Origin of the sequence: Brevundimonas sp. UBA2416, assembly GCF_002343105.1 — a bacterium.
Lineage (GTDB): Bacteria > Pseudomonadota > Alphaproteobacteria > Caulobacterales > Caulobacteraceae > Brevundimonas.
In genome coordinates this window covers 122,025-144,976 of record NZ_DDRM01000015.1, presented here as the reverse complement: position 1 = coordinate 144,976, position 22,952 = coordinate 122,025, and the positions used below count along the sequence as shown (strand labels likewise).

Here is a 22,952-nt window from a genome sequence, read left to right as displayed (position 1 = left end):
TCGCGTCGGCGTGAGTTGGGCGACGCTCATGCGAGCGCTTGAAGACAATCGCGCCGTATCGGGACGGTGTTTCATCGAACGGCGAAAACAACTTCACACAAGGGCGTCCGAACCGTCACCGTTCGGCGTCAGCCCTGTCACATCGGACTTCTATCGAGACCACCGGGCAGGTGGGGCTTATGCGTCGTCGCGGCCAGGGCTGAGTGCCCAGGCGCCATCTGCCGTGAATTCCATTTTGGATAGACACGGTGAAAACGATGACCGGCATTCGACTGACCACCCTGCTGGCGCTCTCCGCCAGCGCCCTGACACTCGCCGCCTGCGGCGCGGCTGAAGTCGCCTCGCCCGGAGAAGGCGATTTCGGCGGTGGCTCGGGCGGTGGCGGCACGACGCCGCCGACCACCCCGCCCCCGGGAACGCCGGCCGCCGACTGCCCCGCCGGCTTCGCCAACGTCGGCACGGTAGCGGGCGGCACGCTCCGCGCCTGCCAGCTGCCGCAACAGATCACCGGCGCCCTGACGGTGCCGCTGCGCGCGGGCACCGTCTACTCCATCAACGGCCGCACCGCGGTCGGCACGGACATGGGCGTCGACCCGGCGGCCCCGATCGCCGGCAGCGCCCAGGGCATCCTGACCATCGAGGCCGGCGTTCGCCTCTTCGCGTCCGGCGGCTCGGACTATCTGCTGGTCAACCGCGGCTCGCAGCTGTTCGCCGAAGGCACGGCGGCCAGCCCGATCATCTTCACCAGCCGCCAGAATATCGATGGCGCGACCACCATTGACTCGCAGGGTCAGTGGGGCGGCATCGTCCTTGCCGGCCGCGCTCCGCAGGCCAACTGCCAGCTGACCGCTCCGGTCACCTGCACCGGCACCGTCGAGGGCACCAGCGCCTTCTACGGCGGCAACACCCCGGCCGATAATTCGGGCCGCCTGCGCTACGTCCAGATCAAGTTCTCCGGCTTCGAGATCTCGACCGGCAACGAACTCCAGGGTCTGACCATGGCCGGCGTCGGTTCGGGCACCACGGTCGAGTTCATCCAGGTTCACAACAGCTCGGACGACGGCATCGAAATCTTTGGCGGCAACGTCAACCTGCGCCGCATCGTCATCACCGGCGCCGACGACGATGGCTTCGACACCGACACGGGCTGGCGCGGCGGCGCCCAGTTCGGCATCGTCACCCAACGCGCGCCGGGCTCGACCAGCCGCAGCGCCGGCTTCGAGTTCTCCGCGGCCCCCACCTCGGTGCCGCTGGCCTCGCGCTATGTCTCCCGTCCCCAGATCGCCAACTGGACGCTGGTCGGCCGCAACTCGCCGTCCGACGCCCACACGGTGGCGCACTTCGACTCCGGCACCGACGCCACGATCATCAACTCGGTCTTCACCTCCGTTGCGGGTTCGCTGGCCGGCTGTATGGCGATCAACGACGCGGACACCGCCACCAGCGGCGTGACCTTCCGGTCGGTCTTCATGTCCTGCACCCTGCCGTACCGTCCGGCCAACGCCGTCCTGTCGGCGGCGGCCTTCACCGCCGGCACGAACAACACGGCGAACGGGACCTCGACCCTGACCGCTCCGGCGGCGGGGACGACCCTGACCAACCAGGTGCTGACCTTCATCAACGGCGCCAACGAGAACGCCGTGACCCCGGTCGCCGCGGCCACGGTCTATCCGTTCTTCCAGAACACCACCTACATCGGCGCCGTCCAGAACGCCGCCGACACCTGGTGGCAGGGCTGGACCTGCGGCCTGACGGCCGGCGCGACCTGCTGACGACGGATGCGGAGGCGGCCCACCCGGGCCGCCTCCGGCTTTCGCCCAGTCCGTTGAACTCCTTCAAGGCGCAGATCATGAAGACCGTTACCTTGACCCTGAGCGGGGTCCTCCTGGCCACCAGCGCGCTGATCGCGCCCGGGTTCGCCTACGCTCAAACGCCGCCGGCCCCCTCGCAGGCCCCCGCCTCGCAGGACCCGGTCGCCCAGGATGAACCCGAAGCGGCCGGCGAACTGGACGAGGTCATCGTTCTCGGCCGTTTCATTCCGGAACCGAACCGCGAAAGCGCGGAGGTCGCGGCCTTCCTGACATCCGAGGATCTGGAACGGACCGGCGACAGCAGCGCTGCCGGCGCCCTGGCCCGCGTAACGGGTCTGACCGTGGTCGAGGGACGGTTCGTCTATGTCCGCGGCCTCGGCGAGCGCTACTCCTCGGCCCTGCTGAACGGCTCGCCCCTGCCCAGCCCGGAGCCTCTGCAACGCGTGGTGCCGCTGGACCTGTTCCCATCCAGCATCCTCGAGAGCGTCACCGTCCAGAAGTCCTATTCGGTCGATTTTCCGGGCGAGTTCGGCGGCGGCGTGATCGACCTTCGGACCGTGGATGCGCCCAATGATCCCTTCTTCTCGATGTCCGCGTCGATCGGCGGCAACACCGAGACGACCGGCGAGGAAGGCCTGATCTATTTCGGCTCGCGCACCGACTTCACCAGCTTTGACGACGGCACGCGCGACGTCCCCAACGAACTCGCCCTGGCTTTCGCCCAGGGGGTTCCGGTCAACGGCGCCAATTTCAGCGATCTGGAGCTGGAGCGGATCGGCCACTCCCTGGTCAATTCGCCGCTGCGTCTCCTTCAGCGGGACACGACCCCGGTGAATTTCGGTTTCGATTTCGCCGGCGGTTTCAAGTCCGACAGCAGCCTCGGCACCTTCGGCGTGATCGGCGTCGCCGGCTACAGCAACAGCTGGTCGAGCCGGAGCGGCGTGCAGGAGGAGGCGCAGTTCTCCGGCGACGTCCTCGTGCCGGTCACCAGCAAGGCATATGAATCGAACCAGAACGACATCCAGCTGAACTTCCTCGGCGGCCTTTCGCTGGTCAACGAGAACAGCACCTACCGGTGGACCAATTTCTTCGTTCGCAACGTGACCAAGGAAGCGCGGATCAGCGTCGGCCCCGACTTCGACGCCGGCGGCTCCGTGCAGCGGACGGACTACACCGAATGGTATGAGCGTCAGCTCTTCTCGAGCCAGCTGTCCGGCGAGCACGAGTTCATGGACGGCGCCCTGGAGTTCGCATGGCGCGGCGCCTATGCCCTGACCGAGCGGAACGCCCCCTATGAGACCCGCTTCGAATACGGGGTCGACGGCAACGGCAACTTCATCCACCAGATCGGCGGCAACCGGATCTCGTTCAGCGAGCTGGACGACGACATCGTCTCGGGCGGCGCTGACCTGAGCTACACCCTGCCGCTGTCGGACTATCGTGAGGCCATCTTCACCGGCGGGGTCGCGTATTTCGACAACAACCGCGACGCCGAGCGCCGCGACCTTCGGTTCGTTCCCGCGAGCACCCTGACGGACGAACAGCGTCGGTCGCGGGTCGACTACCTCTATTCGGACGCCAACATCGGGCCGACCGGCATTGTCCTGTCGGAAGTCACTGGCAGCGCGGGCAGCGGGGCGGCGGCCTACTCGGCCCAGCTCGAGGTCGCGGCGGCCTATCTGCAGGTCGACGCCGAGTTCATCCCGCTGGTCCGCACCACCTTCGGCGTGCGCTATGAGGATGGCTACCAGTCGGTCACCACACGCGATCTGTTCGGCGGCGCGGCGCCCTTCGCACCGACCGAGATCGAGGAACAGTATTTCCTGCCTTCGTTCACGGCGACGTGGAATTTCGCCGAGGACCAGCAGTTCCGGGTCGGCGCTTCACAGACGATCGGCCGGCCCCAGTTCCGCGAACTGGCGCCCCAGTCCTATACGGACCCCGAAACCGATCGCGAGTTCACCGGCAACCCGTTCCTCGTCGATACCGAGATCCTGAACCTCGACGCCCGATATGAGTGGTTTTTCGCCCGCCAGCAGTATCTGACGGCCGGCGTCTTCTACAAGGATCTCGACCGGCCGGTTGAGGCGACCATCGTCACCTCGGGCAATGCGCGCCAGCAGTCCTATCTGAACTCGCCGCAGGCGACCGTTTACGGCGCGGAAATCGAAGCCAAGAAATTCTTCGAGTTTCCGGACAACAGCTGGTCCTTCATCGCCGACAAGCGCTGGCTGGTGCAGGCCAACTACACCTGGTCCGACTCCGAGGTGAACGTCGAGCCGGGCGACTTCGTCCGGACCCCGGGCGGCGGCGGCGCCGATGAGGACGCGACCTTCTTCATCGAGGACGGCAGCCGTCTGCAGGGCCAGTCGGAGCACGTCGCCAACCTGCAACTGGGTTGGGAAGACGACACGGCCCGGTCCCAGGCGACGATCATCGTCAACTATGTCAGCGAGCGCGTCAGCGCCCGCGGCGCGGGCGGCGCGGGCAACCGCGAGCCTGACTACATCCAGGATCCCGGCATCTTCGTCGATTTCGTCTACCGCAAGGATTTCGAGGTCGGGGGCCGCGACTACGGTTTCTCCCTCGAACTGCGCAACCTGCTGAACACGGATTTCGACGAGTTCCAGGAGCTGGGCAACAAGATCCTGATCAACAACTACGAGCTGGGATCCAGCGCCTCGGTCAGCCTGTCCGCGCGCTTCTAGACGACGGTGGGGGAGGCGGTCGCCCGACCGCCTCCCGGTCCGGACAACGAGACAGATTTCCGGCGGTTCGTCCGAACGCGGCCCAACTGTCACGGCAAGTTCGCCGGGCCGTCATGATCCCATGAAGCCGTGACACGGGCGATGGGTCTAGGAAGGCGACCGGGCCGTCAGGGCCTATTGAGGCACGCCAGGGTGATCGGCGCAGTTCACGGGTTCAGCACACAGGTCCGGGGCGCGTGAGCGGCCCCGCCGATGGCGCTGCAGGCGGCGACGGCCGCAGCCTCCGCAGGCAAGGCTTTACGCTGGTCGAGGTCATGATCTCGCTGATGATCTTCGCCATTCTGGCGGCGGCGGGCGCCACCGTGTTGAGCGGGGCCATCGACAACCGGTTCGCAGTCAAGGCCGCCAGTGATCGGGTGGGCGACCTGCAGCGGATGCAGGGCCTGCTGCGCGCCGATCTGGGGCAGGCCGCCGCGCGCCGCTCGCGCGGTCCCACGGGCCGTCCGACGCCCCAGCCCATCCTCGGCGCCGTCGCGCCCGGCGATCCGATCCTGGTGCTGAACCGCGCGGGCTGGAGCAATCCCGGCGAACAGGCGCGGCCCTCCCTGCAACGGGTGGAGTACCGGCTGGTCGAGGACCGACTCGAACGGCGCGCCTCCAGTCATCTGGACGGTGCGCGTCCGGGTCCGCCCCAGGTGCTGTTCCGCGGCGTGCGCGACGTCACCGTGGCGTTCGTGCGGGATGGAGAATCGGCGCCCGCCTTCACCTCCAGCATCGACCGACCCCTGCCGGACGCGGTGCGGATCGGGATGACGATCGAGGGCTACGGGCGCGTCGAACAACTCTTCATCGTCGGGAGCGGCCGATGAAGCGCGGCAAGCAGCGCGAGGGCATGGCCCTGCTGACCGTGCTGCTGCTGGTCGCGGTCATGTCCGTGGTGGCGGTGGCGATCCTTGATGATGTGCGCTTCTCGGTCCGGCGCACCGCCAATGTCGAGTTCCAGAGCCAGGCCCAGTGGTATGCGGCCGGCGTTGAGAATCTGGCGCGGGGCCAGATCGCGAACCTGCTGGCCGCCGGACCGGCGCGCACGCCGCTGGAGCCGGCGTGGAATGGCCGGGAGATGAGTTTCCCGATCGACGGTGGATCGATCACCGCCAGGGTCACCGACGGCCAGGCCTGTTTCAACCTCAACAGCCTTGCCCTCGGCGTGGGCGAGGATCTGACGGCGCGCCCGCTGGGAGCGGCGCAGTTCCGGGCGCTGGGCCGGGCTGTCGGGGCGCCGGACAGCCGCATGCGGGCCATCGCCGACGCCCTGACCGACTGGCTCGACGCCGACACGACGGCGCTGCCACTCGGCGCCGAGGACGGGGCCTATGCGGGCCTGAGCAGTCCCTATCGCACGGGCGGCGTCATGCTGGCCGAGGTCAGCGAACTCCGGGCGGTCCGGGGCGTGGACGCCGAAACCTACCGCCGACTGCGGCCCTACCTTTGCGCCCTGCCGACCTCGCGCCTGTCGCCCCTGAATGTGAACACCCTGACGCCGGAGCAGGCGCCGCTGCTGACCATGCTGACGGACGGCGCGGTCGGACCGCAGCAGGCGCGTACGGTGATCGCGGCGCGGCCGCGCGACGGCTGGCCGGACGCCGCCGCCTTCTGGGCCCAGCCGGCCCTTGCCACGATTGAGGTCGACCCGGAGGCCCGCGACCAGATCACGGTCCTGACCCGCTTCTTCGACCTGCGGGTCGATGTCGAACTGGGTGGCTCCCGCGCCGTCCGCACCGCCCTGCTGGAAGCCGGATCCGACGGGCGCGTCCGCACCGTGATCCAGCGCTGGACCCCCGAGGACTGAGCCCGGCCCGCCGCACCTGCTCCCGGGCCGCCGCGACCAGACTGACCCGTTCCGTTGAGCGCGAAGGGCGGATTGTGCGGGCTTCCGGGATTTTAAACGTCAGCCGGCGGGGCAAATGTCAAATTTCATACTTTCATCTGTCGCATAATCTTTACAATAGGCGAAAAGAGCGCATTATTCCTCCGGGTCCTGATTGTTTCAGGCGTTCGGGAGAGATCGGATGCGCACTTTCACCGCCTTTATCGGCCTTGCCGCCCTCGCTGCGGCGACCCTTCCCGCCGGACTGGCGAGCGCGGGCGACAACGGGCAGCCGTCGGCTCGACCCCAGGCGCGCGCCGTCATGATCTGCGGCACGGACGCCGCGACCCGCCGGGCCTTTGCCCGCGAGCATGGCGCGGCCCCCGTATTCGTCACCGCCCGCGAGGCGCTGTCGGTTAGGACCTCGGACCCGGCCTGGAGCACGCCTCGTTGCATGACCGCGCGGGAACACGCGCGTTACCGGGACGCCGCGACGACCTTCGCCGCCGTTCGCTGAGGAGTCTGCGGGGCTGCCGCGCGGCCGGTATTCCGCTTGACCGAGGAGACGGATCGCCGGGCCGAGGCTCATCCGCGATCCGTCTGTGGCGTCAGGCCGGGAAGCCCAACGGTCCCAGCATCCAGGTCAGCCAGATGCCTGCCGCGAGGCACGGCCCGAACGGCAGACGATCCGTCGCCGACATCGGCTTTCCGACGAGGAATTTCGCCGCCACGAAACTGAGCCCCGCAGCGGAGGCCCAGAGCAGCACGCTGGGCAGGCCGATCCAGCCGACCCAGGTCCCGCCGGCGGCGAGCAGGATAGGGTCTCCGTCGCCGAGACCCTGGCGGCCGCGAGCCAGGTGATAGACGAAGGCCAGTCCCCACAGACCCGCGAAGCCGACGGCGCCGCCGATCACGGCGTCGAGCGGGGCTGTCTGGTCCAGCACGCCGGCGGCGAGTCCGCCGGTCGCGAGCAGGGGCAGGGTCAGCAGATCCGGAAGGCTGAAATGTTCGGCGTCGATCACCGCGATCAGGAGCAACTGCCAGCCCAGCAAGGCGGTCAGGACGGCGGCGAGCGGCGTGGCCTGGGCCAGGGCGGCCCAGACGCCGATCGCGGCGGCGGCCGGAGTCATGAGGGCATATCGGCGGAAACTCGGGCGCATCCTGGTTTCGGCGTGGGGCAGGCGCAGGCTCAGCTGCACGAAAAGGCCTCCGACGATGACGCCCGAACCGCCCAAAAGGATTGCGAGGATCGTTGGCGTCACGGTCGCGTCTCATGAGGAAGGTATTGCGCCCCTGCGGCCCTTCGACCGCGCCCGTGTAGCCCGGACCGGGCGATTGGGCTAGGAATGTGGGGGGGCGTCGGGGGCCTGCCGGGGGGAGCCAAAGTGATCGCCGCAGCGCGTAATTTAAGCATGGAAGCGCGTCAGGTTCTGGCGCGCCGGCCAGACCGCGCGCGGGCGATCGTGGAGATATCCCTGGCGCTTGTGCTGGCGGTTCAGCTGGGCCGGCTGGTGTGGATTGTGGCCGAGCCGCAGAGCGCCGCGCCCGAGGCGACGGCGGCCTCGGCGCCGGCCAGGCCGGTCGACTTTTCCGTTTTCCAGCGCTTCGACGCCTTCTTCCGCACGGGCGGAGTGAGCAGCCTGGCCGAAGCCAGCGCGGCCGGAAGCGGGCAGATGCGGCTGTACGGTCTGCGCTCGGACGGGGCAGGGGGCGGCTCGGCGATCATCGGGCTGGCGGATGGGCGTCAGGTGTCCGTCGGCGTGGGCGAAGAGGTGGAGCCGGGGCTGGTGCTGCGCGGCGTCGGCGATGACCACGTTACGCTGGCGCGAGGGACGTCCCTGAGCCGGCTGATCTTCTCGGATGTGCCGTTGGGCGTCGCGCCGGTTCCGCCGCCGCCGCCGGGACCTCAGACAGTGACGCCAACACCCGCGCCTGCGCCGGCTGCGTCGGTCGGCGCGAGCGTCGATCCGGCGCGGCTGATCGCCCAGGCGGGGCTGCGGCCGCGGATGCGGGGCGCGCGGCTGGACGGGTTCACCGTATCGGGTGCGGGTGATCCTGCCGTGCTTGGGGCGGCGGGGCTTCAGGCCGGCGACGTGATCCTGGCGGTGAACGGCCAGGCGCTGGACAGTCTGGAGCAGATTTCGGCCTTACGCGGACGGTTGGCCAACAGTTCTGTCGCAGAGATTCGCTACGAGCGGGACGGACAGGTGCAGACCGCCACCATAGGGACCGGCCGATGAAGCGATCCAATGTGATCGGCGCAGTGATGGCGGCCGTGCTGGCCGCCCAGGGGCCGCTGGCTGCGGGGCCCGTCTTGGCCCAATCGCAGACGCTGAACGTGCAGGGCGCCGACATCCGCGCCTTCATCCAGGACGTGGCCCGCTCGACGGGCCGGACCTTCATTGTCGACCCGGGGGTGACCGGCACGGTGACGGTGACCAGCGACCGGCCGCTGAGCCGGACCCAGTTGTTCGAGGTGTTCCTGTCGACGCTGCGGGCCAATGGGCTGGTGGTGACGCCGACGGCCTCAGGGGCCTACCGGATCAGCCCGGCGCAGGGCGCGGCCCAGGGGCCCGCGACCGTGGGGTCGGAGCGATTCTCGACCGAGGTGTTCCAGCTGAGGAACATCGACGCGACCTCGGCGGCGGAGACGATCCGGCCGTTGGTGGGCGCGCAGGGGCAGGTGCTGGCCAATCCCGGCGCCAACAGCGTCGTGGTGGCCGACTTCTCCGACAATCTGGCGCGCATCCGCGCCCTGATCGGCCGGATCGACGTGGACCGGACCGGGTTCGAGGTGGTGACTCTCCAGAACTCCTCGGCGCGCGAGATCGCTGCTGTTCTGCAGACAGTGCTGGCCCCCCCGGGCGGCCAGCCGGGCTCCGGTATGGTTAGCGTGACGCCGGTGGAGAGCTCCAACTCCCTCGTTCTGCGCGGCGATCCGGCGGCGATGGCGCGCATCCGGCCGTTGATCGAGGATCTGGATCGTCGGGCCGAGAGCGCCGACGACGTGCGGGTGGTCTTCCTGCAGCACGCCGACGCCGAGGCATTGCTGCCGGTGCTGCAACAGGTGGTGAGCCAGCCGGTGACGGCGGCGAGCGCCAACGCCCCGGCCCCGGGTCGCAGCGGCGCGGGCGACGCTGCCGCTCCCGCAGCCTCGCCGGCCGCTGTTCCGGCGCCCCCGGTAGCGGGGCAGAGCGCGGTCATCGCCCGCTTCCCCGGCGCCAACGCCCTGGTGATTTCGGCGTCGGCCGATACGCAGCGGATGCTGGCCGAGGTCATCCGCCAGCTGGACCAGCGGCGCCAGCAGGTGCTGATCGAGGCCATCGTCGTGGAGCTGTCGGACAACGCCGTGCGCGAGCTGGGCGTCCAGTGGCTTCTGGCCGGCGAGGACGGCAATCCGGTCGGCCTGACCAACTATTCGGACCGGGCCGGGGCGCTGGTCCCGATCGCCGGCGGGGCGGCGGCGGGCCAGCTGGATGAGGACGATCCGCTGCGTGAGCAGCTGCAGGAACTGGCGCTGAACACCCTGCTGGGGGCCAATGGGTTCATTGGCGGGGGCGGGGGGCGGATCGGCGACGGCCTGTTCGGCTTCATCATCAATGCGGCCAAGACGGATGCGGGCTCCAACCTGCTGCAGACGCCGTCGCTGATGACGCTGGACAATGAGGAAGCGACCATACTGGTGGGTCAGGAAGTGCCGATCACGACCGGCGAGACCCTGCTGGACGGCAACTCCAATCCCTTCCGCACGACCCAGCGTCAGGACATCGGGGTCAAGCTGGTGGTGCGGCCGCAGATCAATGCGGGCGGCTCGATCACCCTGTTCCTGCGTCAGGAGGTGTCCAGCATCAACGGCGTGCTGACCGACAGCGCCAATGATCTGGTGCTCAACAAGCGCGAGCTGGAGACCACGCTGGTGGTCGATGACGGCGACATCGCTGTGGCCGGCGGCCTGCTGGACCAGAACGACAGGCTGTCGGTCGACAGCGTGCCGGGGCTGGGCAATCTGCCGGTGATCGGCAATCTGTTCCGCTCGACCAGCCGCCAGCGCGGGCGGACCAATCTGATGGTGTTCATCCGCCCGACCATCATCCGCAGCCCCGCCGACGCCCAGACGCTGGCTGCCGACCGCTGGGGCTATATGCGACAGCAGCAGCTCAACAATGCGCCAGGCGTCGAGCCGAGCCTGGACGAGATGCTGCGCGACTATATGCGGACGCAGCCGCCCGTCGCGCCGGACCCTGTGATCACCGCGCCCGTCGGCGAGGTCACCGCCGCGCCCCTGCCGCCGGCCTCGTCGGGCGAGTGAGGCGGCCGTGATCACCCTGATCAATCCGACCCTGCCTTACGGCTTCGCCAAACGGCACGGGGTGATCCTGCTGGAAGCAGGGGACATCGCCGTGGTGGGGCTGCGCGAGGGAGCTGATCCCGGCGCCCTGATCGAGACGCGCCGGGCGCTTGGCCGACCGCTCAGGGTCGAGCCCCTGGATCAGGCGACCTTCGACCGGCGGCTGTCGCAGGTCTATGCCGGCGATCACCTGAATGCGACGGACGGGGACGACCTGTCGATGCCCTCGGGGCTGGAGAGCCTGATCGACGACATCCCGGCCGCCGCCGACCTGCTGGACACGGCCGACGACGCGCCGGTGATCCGGCTGATCAACGGTATCATCGCGGAAGCCGTGCGGGCAGGGGCCTCGGACATCCACCTTGAGCCTTTCGAGGCGGCGCTGACGGTGCGGATGCGGATCGACGGGGTGTTGCGCGAGACCCTGTCGCTGAACCCCCGTATCACGCCGCTGCTGGTGTCGCGGATCAAGGTGATGGCGCGGCTGGACATCGCCGAGAAGCGGGTGCCGCAGGACGGGCGCATCCCGCTGGCGCTGGGCGGCAAGACGCTGGACGTGCGCGTCTCGACCCTGCCGTCGCGGATGGGCGAGCGGGTGGTTCTGCGCATTCTGGACCGCGACCAGGCCGGGCTGACGCTGGACCGGCTGGGCATGGCGCCCGATGCGCTGGAGGCCTTCCGCTCGGCCTTGCGCGAACCCAACGGCATCATTCTGGTCACCGGCCCGACGGGCTCTGGCAAGACCACCAGCCTTTACGCCGGTCTGTCGCTGCTCAACGACGCCACGCGCAACATCCTGACGGTCGAGGACCCGGTCGAATACGCCATCGACGGCGTCGGCCAGACCCAGGTCAATCCCAAGGTCGGCATGACCTTCGCGGCGGGCCTGCGGGCCATCCTGCGTCAGGACCCGGACGTGGTCATGGTCGGGGAGATCCGCGATGTGGAGACGGCCCGGACTGCGGTCCAGGCGGCTCTGACCGGCCACCTCGTCCTGTCGACGGTGCACACCAATGACGCGGCCGGCGCGGTCACCCGGCTGAGGGACATGGGCGTCGAGCCCTTCCTGCTGGCCTCGACCCTGCGGCTGATCGTGGCCCAGCGGCTGGTGCGCCGGCTGTGCGGCGACTGCCGGCGGCCCGAAGCGGCGGACAAGGCGACCGCCCGGCTGGCGGGGGTCAAGGTCGGCCAGACGGTGTGGCGGCCGCAGGGCTGCGCCCACTGCGGCCAGACCGGCTATGTGGGTCGGGTGGGTCTGTATGAGGTGATCCGGGTCGATGACCGGGTGCGCCGGTTGATCGCCGCCGAGGCCGGTGAGGAGGCGATCAATGCGGTCGCCTTCGCCGGCGCGGAGACGCTGACGCAGCGCGCGCGGGCCCTCGTGCTGGAGGGCGTCACCTCGGTCGAGGAGGCAGTGCGGGTGACGCGTCAGGAGACGGCGGAAGCCCACGATGAGCCCGCGCTCGTCATCACCGTTCCCGCCGCGACCGGACGCGAGGATGCTGCCTGATGGCGGTGTTCGACTATGTGGCGGTGGACGCGGGCGGGCGGACGGTCAGCGGAACCCTGACCGCGGATGACGACGGCGCGGCGCGGGCCCTGCTGGCGCGCCGCAAATTGATGCCGCTGGAGATCGCCGCCTCGCGCGGCGCGGCCCCGGTGCGGGTCGCCGCTTCAGTCGCCAAGGGCGGCGGCAAGTTGAACGCCCGGACTCTGGCGCTGGTCACGCGCCAGCTGGCCACGCTCGTTACGGTGTCGCCGGTCGAGGAAGCGCTTCGGGCCATTGCGCTACAGGCCGACCGGCCCGCGGTTCGGGCGGTGCTGGAGGGCGTGCATGGCGGGGTGATGGAGGGACGTCGGCTTTCGGACGCCATGGCGCTGCAGGGTTCCGCCTTTCCGCCGCTGTACCGGGCCATGGTGTCGGCGGGCGAGACCTCGGGCGCGCTGGCGCCGATCCTGGAGCGGCTGGCCGATGGGCTGGAGCGCGATCAGGTGGTGCGCGGCAAGGTGATCACCGCCCTGGTCTATCCGGCGGTGCTGGCCGTAGTGGCCATCGGGGTGGTGATCGCCCTGATGACCTTCGTTGTGCCCAGGGTGGTGGACCAGTTCGACAGCATGAACCAGACCCTGCCGTTGCTGACGCGGCTGGTGATCGGCCTGTCGAACGGAATGCAGGACTGGGGCTGGCTGGCGGCCCTGCTGCTGGCGGCGGCCGCTGTCGCCGGGGTCTTCGCTCTCCGCAATCCGGCCATCCGTCTGCAGGTCGACACGGCGATCCTGCGCCTGCCCCTGATCGGGCGGCTGACCCGCGATCTGCACGGGGCAAGGATGGCGCGGACCCTGTCGACGATGATCACGGCCGGTCTGCCGGTGCTCGAGGGTCTGACGATCACGGCCCGCACGGTTTCCAACCGCCGCCTGCGGCTGGCGACCGAGATGATGGCCGATGCCGTGCGTGAGGGTGGGGGTCTGTCCGCCGCCATGCGTCGGGCCGACGTCTTTCCACCGATTCTGGTGACCATGACCGCCTCTGGCGAGGCCGGCGGCCGGCTGGAGCCGATGCTCGAACGCGCCGCGGAATATCTGGAGCGGGAGTTCTCCACGTTCACGGCGGTGATGCTCAGCCTGATCGAGCCGGCCATCATCGTGGTCATGGGCGGGGTGGTGGTCGTGATCATCCTGTCCATCCTCCTGCCCATCCTGCAGATCAACACCCTGGCCATGGGGTGAGGAAGTTGAGTGAGATGAAGAAGATGTCCCTCGTTCGCCGCGCCGCGGAGCGCATTGCTGATTGGGCCGCAGTTACAAGGCGTCGCCTTGTCGACGCGAGACGGTCTGGCGTCTCGCGCATAGCCCGCGCCCAAGCAGCGAGCGACCGCGTCGCAAGCGTTAGCGCCTCCAACAAGGCTGGCTTTACCCTCGTCGAGATGATGGTCGTGGTGGTCATCCTGGGCCTGCTGGCGACCGTGGTGGCGATCAACGTCCTGCCCAGCCGGGACCAGGCCATGGTGACCAAGGCACAGGCCGACATCGCCACCCTGGAGCAGGCGGTCGAGACCTACAGGCTCGACAATCTGGACTTCCCCGCCGACCTGCAGTCGCTGGTCACGGCGCCGGCCGGCCTGTCCAATCCGGACCGCTATCGTCAGGGCGGCTATGTCCGCCGCCTGCCCGAGGACCCCTGGGGACAGCCCTATCAATACCGCCGCCCGAGCGCCCACGGCGGACAGTTCGACATCTACTCGTACGGCGCCGACCGCAAGGAAGGGGGCGAGGGCGATGACGCCGACCTCGGCAACTGGAGGCGCTAGACCTCACCGAACCCGCTCGGGGTTCACGCTGGTGGAACTTCTGATGGTGGTGGCCATCATCGGAATGGCCGCCGGCGCTGTGGTGCTGTCCGTGCCCGACCCGCGCCCGTCAGTGGCCGAGGACGCCGAGCGGTTCGCCGCCCGGCTGAGCCGCGCCCGCGAGGAAGCCGTTCTGTCCAACCGCCCGGTGGCGGTCGAGACGACCCCTGCCGGCTACGCCTTCATGGTGTTCGACGGCGCCGCATGGTCGCCCTTGACGGATGGCCCGTTCGGCCCGGAGACCTGGACCGCGGGCACGACGGTCGCACCCGCAGCGGGGTCCGTCCGCATCGTGTTCGACCCCACCGGCGTGGCCGAACCCGCCTCGATGACCCTGACCCGCGAGCGCAACAGCCGCACCATCACCGTCGACGGCGCCGGAGAGGTGACCCTCAATGGCTGACATGATGTTGCGCGCTAACGCTCGCCGCGCGGCGGCTCCCTGCTTGAGCGCGGGTTGGGCCCTTGGGCATGCGCAAAGCGCCAGGCCGCGTCGGGTCGACAGGGCGGAGCCCTGTGACCGCGGCCTCAACAAAGAGGGCTTTACGCTGATCGAGCTGCTGGTGGCCCTGGCGGTGTTCAGCCTGGCGGCGCTGGCGCTGCTGAACCTGTCCGGCGAGAACACCCGCTCGGCCGCGCGCGTCGAGACCCGCACCCTGGGCGGTATCGTCGCAGAAAACCTCGCCGTCGAGACCATGATCGCCCCCACGATCAGCGAGGGAACCACAAGCGGCCAAACCCCGCTCGCCGGCCGTCCCTGGGTGTGGACCCGCACCGTGACCACAACGGACGAGCCCGACCTGCTGCGCATCGACATCAAGGTCCGCGACGCCGAGGGCCAGGCCGCGGAACGCACCCTGTTCCGATCGAGGACGCGCCAGTGAAGCCCGTCAGACTGATCCTCATTCCCGCGACCGGCAGCCAGCCCGCGCCCTTCCTGATCGTCGGGGCCGATGGCTATGTGCTCGAACGGGGCGAACTGACGCTGGACGGCGGCGCCACGCCCGAGCCGATGCGGACCGTGGCGGTGACGCCGGGCGGTGACGTGCTGATCCGCTGGCTTGATCTGCCGCCGGGCAGCACGGTCCAGGGCCGTGCGGCGGCGGCTTGGATGCTGCGGGACGAGATGGCGGCGACGCCGGACCGGCTGGCGACCGTGCTGGGGGCCCCGACACCGCCCGGCGAGCCGCGGCTGGTCGCGGTCGTCAGCCGCTCGCTGATGGAGGCCTGGACCGACTATCTCGCGGCGCTGGGCGTGCGCGCCGATGTGTTCGTGCCCGACGTCCTGACCCTGGGTGAGCCCGACGCCGAAGACGTCCTGTCGGCCGTGTCCTTCGGCGAAGGCATGGCGCTGCGCGGCCGCCGCTTCGCCGCCACGGTCCAGCCCGATCTGGTCGAACTGATCGCCGCGGGCCGGCGGGTCGAGCCGGTGCAGTATCCCGCCGCCGTCGAGCGTGCGCTGGTCGCGGCGGCCCTGGCGCCGGCGATCAATCTGCTGGACACGGGGGACCGCGAGGCGAAGGCCGCCGGCAGCTGGAGGCGGGCGGCGATCCTCGCGGCGCTGGTGGTCCTGTCGCCGCTGGTCCTGATCCTCGCCGGCGCGGTCCGCGACGACCGGGCGGCGCGCGACGCCCGTACCGAGGCGATCGCGGCCATCACGGCGGCCGCGCCCGATCTGGCTCGCGAAGCCGACCCGGTCGAGGCCCTGCGCCGGCGGGTCGCCGTGGCGCCGCCTCCGGGCGGAGTCACGGCGGCGGCGGCGGCCCTGTTCACCGCCGTCGAGGCCGTCGAAGGGGCGGAACTCGACATTCTGATCGCCGACCCGGACGACGGGGTGAAGGCTACGGTCAGCCATCCGGCTCACGGCGACATGGCGGTGATCCGGCGGTTCATGGCCAAGGCCGGCATGTCCGTGACCGAGACCGGCACGCTGGAGGACGGCGGGCGGATCGTCACCGACATCACCATAGGGGCCGGGCGATGAGGCGGCTGACAGACCGGCTGTATCCATGGTGGGAGGGGCGCACCGTTCGCGAGCGCTGGATGCTGATCGTGATGGCGGTCCTTCTGGCGGCGGTGTTCGTCTGGCTGGCCGTCGTGCGGCCGGCGCTGGACTGGCGTGAGCAGGCCGCCGCTGACAGGGCCCGGGCCGAGACGGATCTGGCCTGGGTGCAGGCCGGGCTCCGGCTGACGGCGCCGACGGCCGCCGCCCGCCCGGTCATCGACGTGGAGGGATTTGGGCCGCTCGTGACCCGCACAGCCGAGGCGGCGGGTCTGAACCTGACGACGGGCATGGACGCTTCCGGACGCCTGGCCTTCCGCATTCCCGACGCCTCCAGCGCGGCCCTGTTCGGCTGGATGTCCGCCCTGGAGCACGACCACGGTATCGCGGTCGTCAGCCTGGGCGTCGTCGAGAACACCGACGCCACCCTTCAGGTCGAGGGCGCCCTGGCGCGCCAGGCAGGCGGTTGATCCGCCGATCGGCGTTCGTGAACCGGATCGGGTCTGGCGGGTTGCGGGGAGGTCCCATCTTCTCCGGTAGCCTGAATGATCGAAGCGCCTTCCGACCTCGACCGGCTGAAACGACGCGTGCGCCGGTTCGCGGCGAACATCCGGCCGCATCACATAGCCGTGGTCGCCGTCCTGTCGGCGGTGGGCCTCGGGGTTGTTGCGGCCCGCACCATGGCGCTGCCGGGACCAGAGCCGATCCGCGACGACGACCGGATGCACATTCACGTGGTCGCGCCGGTCGAGCCGGCGATCACGCCGGGGTCGGTGATGGAGGTCGGCGATCTGGTCGAGGGTTTTGAATACAGGCGGCCTGCGCCTGCCGTGATCGAAGCCGCCGACTATGCGCGCTGGGACGACGAGGCGGTCGAGGCCCCTGCGCCCCGTCCTGTCGCGCGGCGTGACGACAATTCGGAAATGACCTCCGCGCCGTCCACGTTCGAAGCGCCGCCTGAAGGCCGTCGGGACGGACGCGCCGACCGCTGGTTCGGCTTCGACGCGCCGGACCGGGACTATCGCGCCGAACGCGAGGCCCGCCGCGCCCGGATCGACGCGCGGATGGAGCGGGAGAGGGAGCGCGATCGTCGCGACGTGCGATGGTATCGGTCAGACGGCGAACCCGTCGGCGATGACGGTCGGGATGACCGCCGTCAACCGCACGAGGACCCCGGCGACCTCCGGGGCTGACCGCGCCGATCGCGACCCGACAGGGAACTTGCGGAACAGGGATACACGACGTCCGTTCAGGAGTATGGTGTACGGGTGTGACGACAGACGTCGGATTGGGTCATGATTTCACTATTGCTCGCGCTCGGTCTTAGCCAGGTCCCCGACGCCGCTCCGGTCTCGCCGGATCCGCAGGAGGTCCGGGTGCCGTGCCAGTCGACGCCAGCGGGCTGGGTCTGCAGGATGCCGCCGGTAGTCCTGCGACCATCCCCGCCCGGACCGGGGGTCGCGACCGACGCGCCGGCCAATTCCGCTCCTGTGCCGCCCTCGGTCCCGACCCTGGCCGCGCCGGTTGAGATGAACACGGCGGAGGCAGACCGCCAGGCGCGGTTGATCGCCCGCTGCGCCGACGCCTCCTGGCTATCCCTGTGCTTGCCGGATGACCGTCGCGAGGCCAGAGCTCTGCGCGACGCCGCCGTCGTCCGCGCGGCGCTGCGACGTGAAGTCTATCAAATGTTGAGCGAAAACAGATGTGACGACGCCATGCGGACGGCTCTGGCCAGCGCCGACATGGCGCTGATCCGTGAGGTTCGGGATCTGAATGTCTGCGCACCGGGCCCGGCCACCGCTGAGGCGCCCGCCGACACCAACTGACGTGAAATCCGCCACCAGATGCAGAAGAGGCCCGACGCCTTGCGGCGCGGGCCTCTCTTTTCGATGAGGCAGGGAAGACCGACCGGACGGAGTCCGGTCGGGTCCTGGCCTTTTTATTATCCGCGCTCGCCGTCGTAGCTGCGGGGGGCAGTGTTGCTGCCGCCGTGCTCGACCGGCTCGCACTCGATCAGGCCTTCGCAGCCGGAGAAGTGGATTTCCGGCGGCTCGACAGTGACGTCGGACGGGCGGACGTGAACTTCAGGCGCGCGCAGATAGATCTGCGGAGCCCGGATACGAATGGGCGGGGCCTCGACATAGATCGGCGGACCCTGGATATCGATCCGGCCCGAGTCGATAACGACCGGCCGACCCCGGATGCGGACACCCGGCCCGCCGGCGCGGACGACGTGCCACGGCCGCGGGGTATTGTACCAATTCACCTCATAGTCGCACAGGCAGACGCCGTACTGGTCGCGCGGGCCGCCGTCGCGGCACGGAGGCGGGGGATTGTCGCAGCAATAGGTCGGCGGCGGCGGAGGCGGCGGAGGCGGCGGTCCGTAGCCCCGGTCCTGGGCGGCTGACGATCCGGCGCTTGCGGCCAGGGCCAGCAGAGCGCCGGCGGCGGCGATGACTATGTGTTTCACTTGAAGCTCCCCAAAAATCCAGTCGTCGACGAGGCCCTGAACAACCCCATAGCCCGGGACCGAAGTATCATCGTTATGGTAACCTTAACCGGTTGGCAAGGCGACGGTTCCGCGAGGTTGGCTGGATTGTGGCGTCTGTCATGCCTCTTGCCCCGGTGGAGCGAGTTATTCGCTTTTCGGGAGAAAAATCGGGCTGACCACCGCGATATTTCGCCCCGCAGTGCGACTTGCGCCACAGTTTGTCTCGCCAACTTGACCCGGCGTGACCTTGGCATCCGCCCGGACGCGGTCTAGGTCGATGCCTCAATCCGTTGCCCGGTCGATCGGGGACGAACTTTACGGGAGAAGCGCTCATGGCCGATCTGGCTCAAGTCACCGAACACATCCGCGGCGCCGTCGGCGACAACTCCGGTCTGGGCAAGACCGTGAAGATCGACCTGGGCGATGTCGGCAAGATTTTCATCGACGGCGCCTCGGTCCCGAACTCGGTGACCAATGAGGACAAGCCCGCCGACGCGACCGTCTCGATCAACTGGGACGACTTCATGGCCCTGTCGGCCGGCACGCTGGATCCGATGATGGCCTTCATGCAGGGCAAGCTGAAGATCGCCGGCGACATGATGATCGCCCAGAAGCTGGCCCCGCTGCTGAAGCGCTGAGTGTGATCTGAAGCAAGGCATTCCACGGCGCGGTCCCGCAGAGGGGTCGCGCCGTTTTCTTTCCCGGGAGCACGACCATGGAATTCCGCCACAGCGACAGGGCCCTGCACTGGCAGGAGCGGTTGAAGCGCTTCCTCGACGATCACGTCCTGCCGCGTGAGGAAGAATACCGCGCCCAGGTTCGCGAGAACCCGCGGCGCCAGCCGCCGGCCATGGAGGAGATGAAGGCGAAGGCCCGCGAGGCCGGGCTGTGGAACATGTTCCTGCCCGGCGATCACGGCGCCGGCCTGACAAATCTGGAATACGCTCCGCTGGCCGAGCTGATGGGCCGCCATCTGTGGTCGGCCGAGGTGTTCAACTGCAACGCCCCCGACACCGGCAATATGGAAGTGCTCCATATGTACGGGAACGAGGCCCAGCAGGCGAAATGGCTCAAGCCTCTGATGGCCGGCGAGATCCGCTCGGCCTTCCTGATGACCGAGCCCGAGGTCGCCTCCTCGGACGCCACCAACATCCAGACCCGGATCGAGCGCGACGGCGATCACTATGTGATCAACGGCCGCAAATGGTGGTCGACCAATATGGCGCACCCCAACGTCGCGGTGACCATCGTCATGGGCAAGACCGACCCCGACGCCTCGGTCCACACCCAGCAGTCCCAGATCATCGTCCCCGTCGACACCCCCGGCTTCCGCGTCGAGCGGATGCTGTCGGTGTTCGGCTATGACGAACTGCCGATCGGCCACGCCGAGGTGGTGCTGGAGAACGTCCGCGTTCCCGTCGAGAACCTGATCGCCGGCGAGGGCAGGGGCTTCGAGATCGCCCAGGGGCGCCTCGGGCCCGGCCGCATCCATCACTGCATGCGCGTCATCGGCATGACCGAGCGCGCGCTGGAGTTGATGGTCCAGCGCCTGCTGTCGCGCACAGCTTTCCGCAAGTCCCTGGCCGAGCATTCGGTCTGGGAGCAGCGCGTCGGCGAGGCCCGCACCAATATCGAAATGTGCCGCCTGCTCGTGCTCAAGGCCGCCTGGATGATGGACGAGGCCGGCGCCAAGAACGCCAAGTCCGAGATCGCCCAGATCAAGGTCGCCGCCCCGCGCATGGCGCTTCAGGTCATCGACGACGCCATCCAGGCCTATGGCGGCGCCGGCGTCTCGGCCGACACGCCGCTGGCCGAGATGTACGCCATGGTGCGCACCCTGCGCATCGCCGACGGCCCCGACGAGGTCCACAACCGGACGGTGGCGCGGCTGGAGTATGCGAAACACGGCGGTCGGGGCGGGTAGTCCAGCAGAACGCCTTTCCCCATTTCGGGGGAAGGGTCTGATCTGCCTTGGTTGTCCCGCCGCGCCTGCCATGCCAGCTTCGCCACCACAGGGGAGAACCATCATGCTGCATCGTCTGGCCGCCGTCGTCGCCGCGCTCGCGCTCGCGACGCCCGCCTTCGCCGACACTCTCGTCGTCACCGCCGCCCGCATGGTCGATGTCGAGCGCGGCCGCTATGTCGACAATCCCGTGGTCGTGGTCACCGACGGCCGGATCACCTCGGTCGGGACCGCCGTCCCTGCCGGTCTCCCCGCCGATGCGCGCCGGCTCGACCTGCCGGGCCTGACCCTGCTGCCCGGCCTGATCGACATGCACGTCCACCTGGCCTCCACGCCCTATGTCTCCGGCTGGAACGAGCTGGACTACGCCGACGACTTCGGAACCATCCTGCAGGTCGGCCACGCCCGCGCCAATCTCATGGCGGGCTTCACCACGGTGCGGAACCTGGGCGGCCCGGACTTCGCCGACGTTGCCCTGCGTCAGGCCATCGACGGCGGCTTCGTCGAGGGGCCGCGGGTCATTCCGGCCGGCGCGTCGTTCGGCGCCACCGGCGGCCATTGTGACGAGAACGGCCTGCCGCGCTCCTTCGCCCGCGCCAATCCCTTCAACACCGACGGCGTCGAGGCCGCCCGCCACGCCGTGCGCGAGGTGCGCAAATACGGCGCCCAGGTGATCAAGGTCTGCGCCACCGGCGGCGTCTTCTCGCGCAACACCGAGCCCGGCCAGCAGCAGATGACCCTGGCCGAGCTCACCGCCGTGGCGGACGAGGCCCATATGTGGGGTCTCAAGGTCGCCGCCCATGCCCACGGCGCCTCGGGCATCCGCGACGCCATCCGCGCCGGCATCGACACCATCGAACACGCCTCCCTGATCGACGCCGAGGGCATCCGGCTGGCGGTCGAGCACGGGACCTGGTTGTCGATGGACATCTACAACACCGACTTCACCCAGGAGACCGGGACGCGGTTCGGCACGACCGAGGACAATCTGCGCAAGGACCGGGAGATCGGCCAGCTGCAGCGGGACAATTTCCGCGCCGCCCACCGCGCCGGAGCCCGGATGGTCTTCGGCAGCGACGCCGCCATCTATCCGCACGGCCAGAACGCCCGGCAGTTCGCGGTCATGGTCGAATACGGCATGACCCCGGCCGAGGCGATCCGCGCCGCCACCTGGAACGCCGCCCAGGCCCTGGGCCGGGAGGGCGACGTCGGCGCCATCGTGACGGGTCGCTACGGTGACCTGATCGCGGTCTCGGGCGACCCGCTGGCGGATGTACGGATGCTCGAGACCGTGCCGGTGGTGATCAAGGGCGGGGCGGTGGTGCGGGACGCGCGCTGAGGCGCTTCAGCCGACGTAGACGCGCGGCACCCGGGCGTTGATCGCGGCGATCAGTTCATAGCCAATGGTGCCGGCCGCCGCGCCGGCGTCGTCCAGCATCCGGTTGGCGCCGAACAGCTCGACCCGGTCGCCGACGGCGACGTCCAGCCCGGTGACATCGACGGCGCAGGCGTCCATCGACACCCGCCCGACGATCGGGCGAAGCTCGCCGGCCACGAAGACCTGTCCTCGCGGGCTGTAGCTGCGCAGCACGCCGTCGGCATAGCCTGCCGCACAGGTGGCGATCCGGGTCGGGCCTTGCGCTGTGAAGGTCCGGGAATAGCCGACCGTCTCACTGAGCGGCACATCGTGCAGCTGCAGCACCTCGGCCGCCAGCGTCGCGACGGGCCGGATGCGGGGGTCCGGCCGGCCTTCCGGCCCGCCGCCGTACAGGCAGATGCCGGGCCGGGTCGCGTCGAAGGCGTAGTCGGCGCCGAGGAAGACGCCGCCGGAATTGGCGAAAGACCGCAGCGCGCCGGGATACCGGGCCGAGGCCGCGGCGAAGGCGTCGCGCTGCCGGGCGTTCATCGGCTCTGTCGGGTCGTCCGCACAGGCCAGATGGCTCAGCACCAGATCCAGCCCCTCGAACGGCTCCGGCGCCGCGTCGGCGCGAAAGCCAAGACGATTCATGCCGGTGTCGATCTGGACGCCGCAGGCCCCGCCGCCGGTGGCTCGCCATTCCGCCAGCTGGGCTTCGGCGTTCAGCACGGGTCGCAAGCTCGCCGCGCGGAGCCGGGCGGCGCGGCCCGCCAGGCAGCCGTCCAGCACATAGATGGCCGGTCCCGCGCCGAGCGCCTCTCGCAGCCGTTCGCCCTCGCTGGTCCGGGCTACAAAGAAGGTCCGCGCGCCCTCGGCCATCAGCCGCTGCGCGCAGGCGGCGGCTCCGAGGCCATAGCTGTCGGCCTTGACCACCGGATGCACCGGCACGCCGCCGACCGCTTCCAGCGTGCGGAAGTTCGCGGCGAGGGCGTTCAGGTCGACGGTGAGCGTGGCCGGGGCGGGCATCCGGCCATCTAGAAGCGTTGTGTTGTGCG

22 protein-coding genes are annotated in these 22,952 nt (G+C 69.4%); 19 read left to right on the top strand and 3 right to left on the bottom strand.

What is annotated here, in order from left to right; genetic code table 11:
* Window positions 1-257 precede the first annotated feature (257 nt).
* The 5 genes from B3E43_RS04760 to B3E43_RS04740 all read left to right on the top strand — a co-directional run bounded on the left by B3E43_RS04760 (window position 258) and on the right by B3E43_RS04740 (window position 6,903).
* On the top strand, window positions 258-1,772 hold the full coding sequence (locus tag B3E43_RS04760) for a hypothetical protein (RefSeq protein WP_292027425.1): 1,515 nt from the start codon (window positions 258-260) through the stop codon (window positions 1,770-1,772).
* A gap of 77 nt (window positions 1,773-1,849) precedes the next feature.
* Window positions 1,850-4,519 carry a TonB-dependent receptor domain-containing protein gene (locus B3E43_RS04755; RefSeq protein ID WP_292027109.1) on the top strand — a complete coding sequence of 890 codons (2,670 nt, stop codon included), beginning with the start codon at window positions 1,850-1,852 and terminating at the stop codon, window positions 4,517-4,519.
* A gap of 236 nt (window positions 4,520-4,755) precedes the next feature.
* Window positions 4,756-5,388 (top strand): type II secretion system minor pseudopilin GspJ, encoded by a 633-nt coding sequence (gspJ, locus tag B3E43_RS04750; protein ID WP_292027108.1) that lies wholly within the window; start codon window positions 4,756-4,758, stop codon window positions 5,386-5,388.
* Entirely contained in the window at window positions 5,385-6,368 is a 984-nt protein-coding gene (gene gspK / locus B3E43_RS04745) for a type II secretion system minor pseudopilin GspK (RefSeq protein ID WP_292027107.1), read from the top strand. Before gspJ ends, gspK begins: the two co-directional genes overlap by 4 nt.
* Before the next feature lie 220 nt (window positions 6,369-6,588).
* On the top strand, window positions 6,589-6,903 hold the full coding sequence (locus B3E43_RS04740) for a hypothetical protein (RefSeq protein WP_292027106.1): 315 nt from the start codon (window positions 6,589-6,591) through the stop codon (window positions 6,901-6,903).
* Window positions 6,904-6,994: 91 nt separating this feature from the next.
* On the opposite strand, the gene B3E43_RS04735 is transcribed toward B3E43_RS04740, so the two are convergent.
* On the bottom strand, window positions 6,995-7,648 hold the full coding sequence (locus B3E43_RS04735; protein WP_292027105.1) for a prepilin peptidase: 654 nt from the start codon (window positions 7,646-7,648) through the stop codon (window positions 6,995-6,997).
* Window positions 7,649-7,798: 150 nt separating this feature from the next.
* Between B3E43_RS04735 and B3E43_RS04730 the strand changes: the two genes are divergently transcribed.
* From B3E43_RS04730 to B3E43_RS04680, 11 genes are all read left to right on the top strand, one after another.
* The gene (locus B3E43_RS04730; protein ID WP_292027104.1) at window positions 7,799-8,626 is read left to right on the top strand and encodes a type II secretion system protein N; all 828 of its coding nucleotides are present in this window, start codon (window positions 7,799-7,801) and stop codon (window positions 8,624-8,626) included.
* Window positions 8,623-10,695 (top strand): type II secretion system secretin GspD, encoded by a 2,073-nt coding sequence (gene gspD, locus B3E43_RS04725; protein WP_292027102.1) that lies wholly within the window; start codon window positions 8,623-8,625, stop codon window positions 10,693-10,695. The genes B3E43_RS04730 and gspD overlap by 4 nt, the downstream gene beginning before the upstream one ends.
* A gap of 7 nt (window positions 10,696-10,702) precedes the next feature.
* Window positions 10,703-12,244: a type II secretion system ATPase GspE gene (gene gspE, locus B3E43_RS04720; RefSeq protein ID WP_292027101.1), complete on the top strand. Its 1,542-nt coding sequence runs from the start codon at window positions 10,703-10,705 to the stop codon at window positions 12,242-12,244.
* Entirely contained in the window at window positions 12,244-13,464 is a 1,221-nt protein-coding gene (gene gspF / locus B3E43_RS04715; protein WP_292027099.1) for a type II secretion system inner membrane protein GspF, read from the top strand. The genes gspE and gspF overlap by 1 nt, the downstream gene beginning before the upstream one ends.
* A gap of 119 nt (window positions 13,465-13,583) precedes the next feature.
* Window positions 13,584-14,045: a type II secretion system major pseudopilin GspG gene (gene gspG, locus B3E43_RS04710; protein WP_292027422.1), complete on the top strand. Its 462-nt coding sequence runs from the start codon at window positions 13,584-13,586 to the stop codon at window positions 14,043-14,045.
* Window positions 14,014-14,487, top strand: coding sequence for a GspH/FimT family pseudopilin (locus B3E43_RS04705; protein ID WP_349677557.1), 474 nt, complete (start codon window positions 14,014-14,016; stop codon window positions 14,485-14,487). The genes gspG and B3E43_RS04705 overlap by 32 nt, the downstream gene beginning before the upstream one ends.
* Window positions 14,480-14,968 carry a type II secretion system minor pseudopilin GspI gene (gene gspI, locus B3E43_RS04700; RefSeq protein ID WP_349677556.1) on the top strand — a complete coding sequence of 163 codons (489 nt, stop codon included), beginning with the start codon at window positions 14,480-14,482 and terminating at the stop codon, window positions 14,966-14,968. The genes B3E43_RS04705 and gspI overlap by 8 nt, the downstream gene beginning before the upstream one ends.
* The gene (gene gspL, locus B3E43_RS04695) at window positions 14,965-16,068 is read left to right on the top strand and encodes a type II secretion system protein GspL (protein ID WP_292027096.1); all 1,104 of its coding nucleotides are present in this window, start codon (window positions 14,965-14,967) and stop codon (window positions 16,066-16,068) included. The genes gspI and gspL overlap by 4 nt, the downstream gene beginning before the upstream one ends.
* Window positions 16,065-16,556, top strand: a complete 492-nt coding sequence (gene gspM / locus B3E43_RS04690; protein WP_292027093.1) for a type II secretion system protein GspM — start codon at window positions 16,065-16,067, stop codon at window positions 16,554-16,556. The genes gspL and gspM overlap by 4 nt, the downstream gene beginning before the upstream one ends.
* A gap of 75 nt (window positions 16,557-16,631) precedes the next feature.
* Window positions 16,632-17,279 carry a hypothetical protein gene (locus B3E43_RS04685; protein ID WP_292027091.1) on the top strand — a complete coding sequence of 216 codons (648 nt, stop codon included), beginning with the start codon at window positions 16,632-16,634 and terminating at the stop codon, window positions 17,277-17,279.
* Window positions 17,280-17,501: 222 nt separating this feature from the next.
* Window positions 17,502-17,912, top strand: coding sequence for a hypothetical protein (locus B3E43_RS04680; protein WP_292027089.1), 411 nt, complete (start codon window positions 17,502-17,504; stop codon window positions 17,910-17,912).
* Between the two features lie 116 nt (window positions 17,913-18,028).
* Here B3E43_RS04680 and B3E43_RS16190 read toward each other — a convergent pair whose 3' ends face one another.
* Entirely contained in the window at window positions 18,029-18,556 is a 528-nt protein-coding gene (locus B3E43_RS16190) for a hypothetical protein (protein WP_414631337.1), read from the bottom strand.
* 353 nt (window positions 18,557-18,909) lie between these two features.
* On the opposite strand from B3E43_RS16190, the gene B3E43_RS04670 reads away from it, so the two are divergent.
* From B3E43_RS04670 to B3E43_RS04660, 3 genes are all read left to right on the top strand, one after another.
* On the top strand, window positions 18,910-19,215 hold the full coding sequence (locus tag B3E43_RS04670) for an SCP2 sterol-binding domain-containing protein (RefSeq protein WP_292027087.1): 306 nt from the start codon (window positions 18,910-18,912) through the stop codon (window positions 19,213-19,215).
* A gap of 77 nt (window positions 19,216-19,292) precedes the next feature.
* Window positions 19,293-20,501: an acyl-CoA dehydrogenase family protein gene (locus tag B3E43_RS04665; protein WP_292027084.1), complete on the top strand. Its 1,209-nt coding sequence runs from the start codon at window positions 19,293-19,295 to the stop codon at window positions 20,499-20,501.
* 103 nt (window positions 20,502-20,604) lie between these two features.
* Window positions 20,605-21,879, top strand: a complete 1,275-nt coding sequence (locus B3E43_RS04660; protein ID WP_292027082.1) for a metal-dependent hydrolase family protein — start codon at window positions 20,605-20,607, stop codon at window positions 21,877-21,879.
* A 6-nt stretch (window positions 21,880-21,885) separates the two neighbouring features.
* On the opposite strand, the gene alr is transcribed toward B3E43_RS04660, so the two are convergent.
* Window positions 21,886-22,923 (bottom strand): alanine racemase, encoded by a 1,038-nt coding sequence (alr, locus tag B3E43_RS04655; RefSeq protein ID WP_292027080.1) that lies wholly within the window; start codon window positions 22,921-22,923, stop codon window positions 21,886-21,888.
* Window positions 22,924-22,952 lie beyond the last annotated feature (29 nt).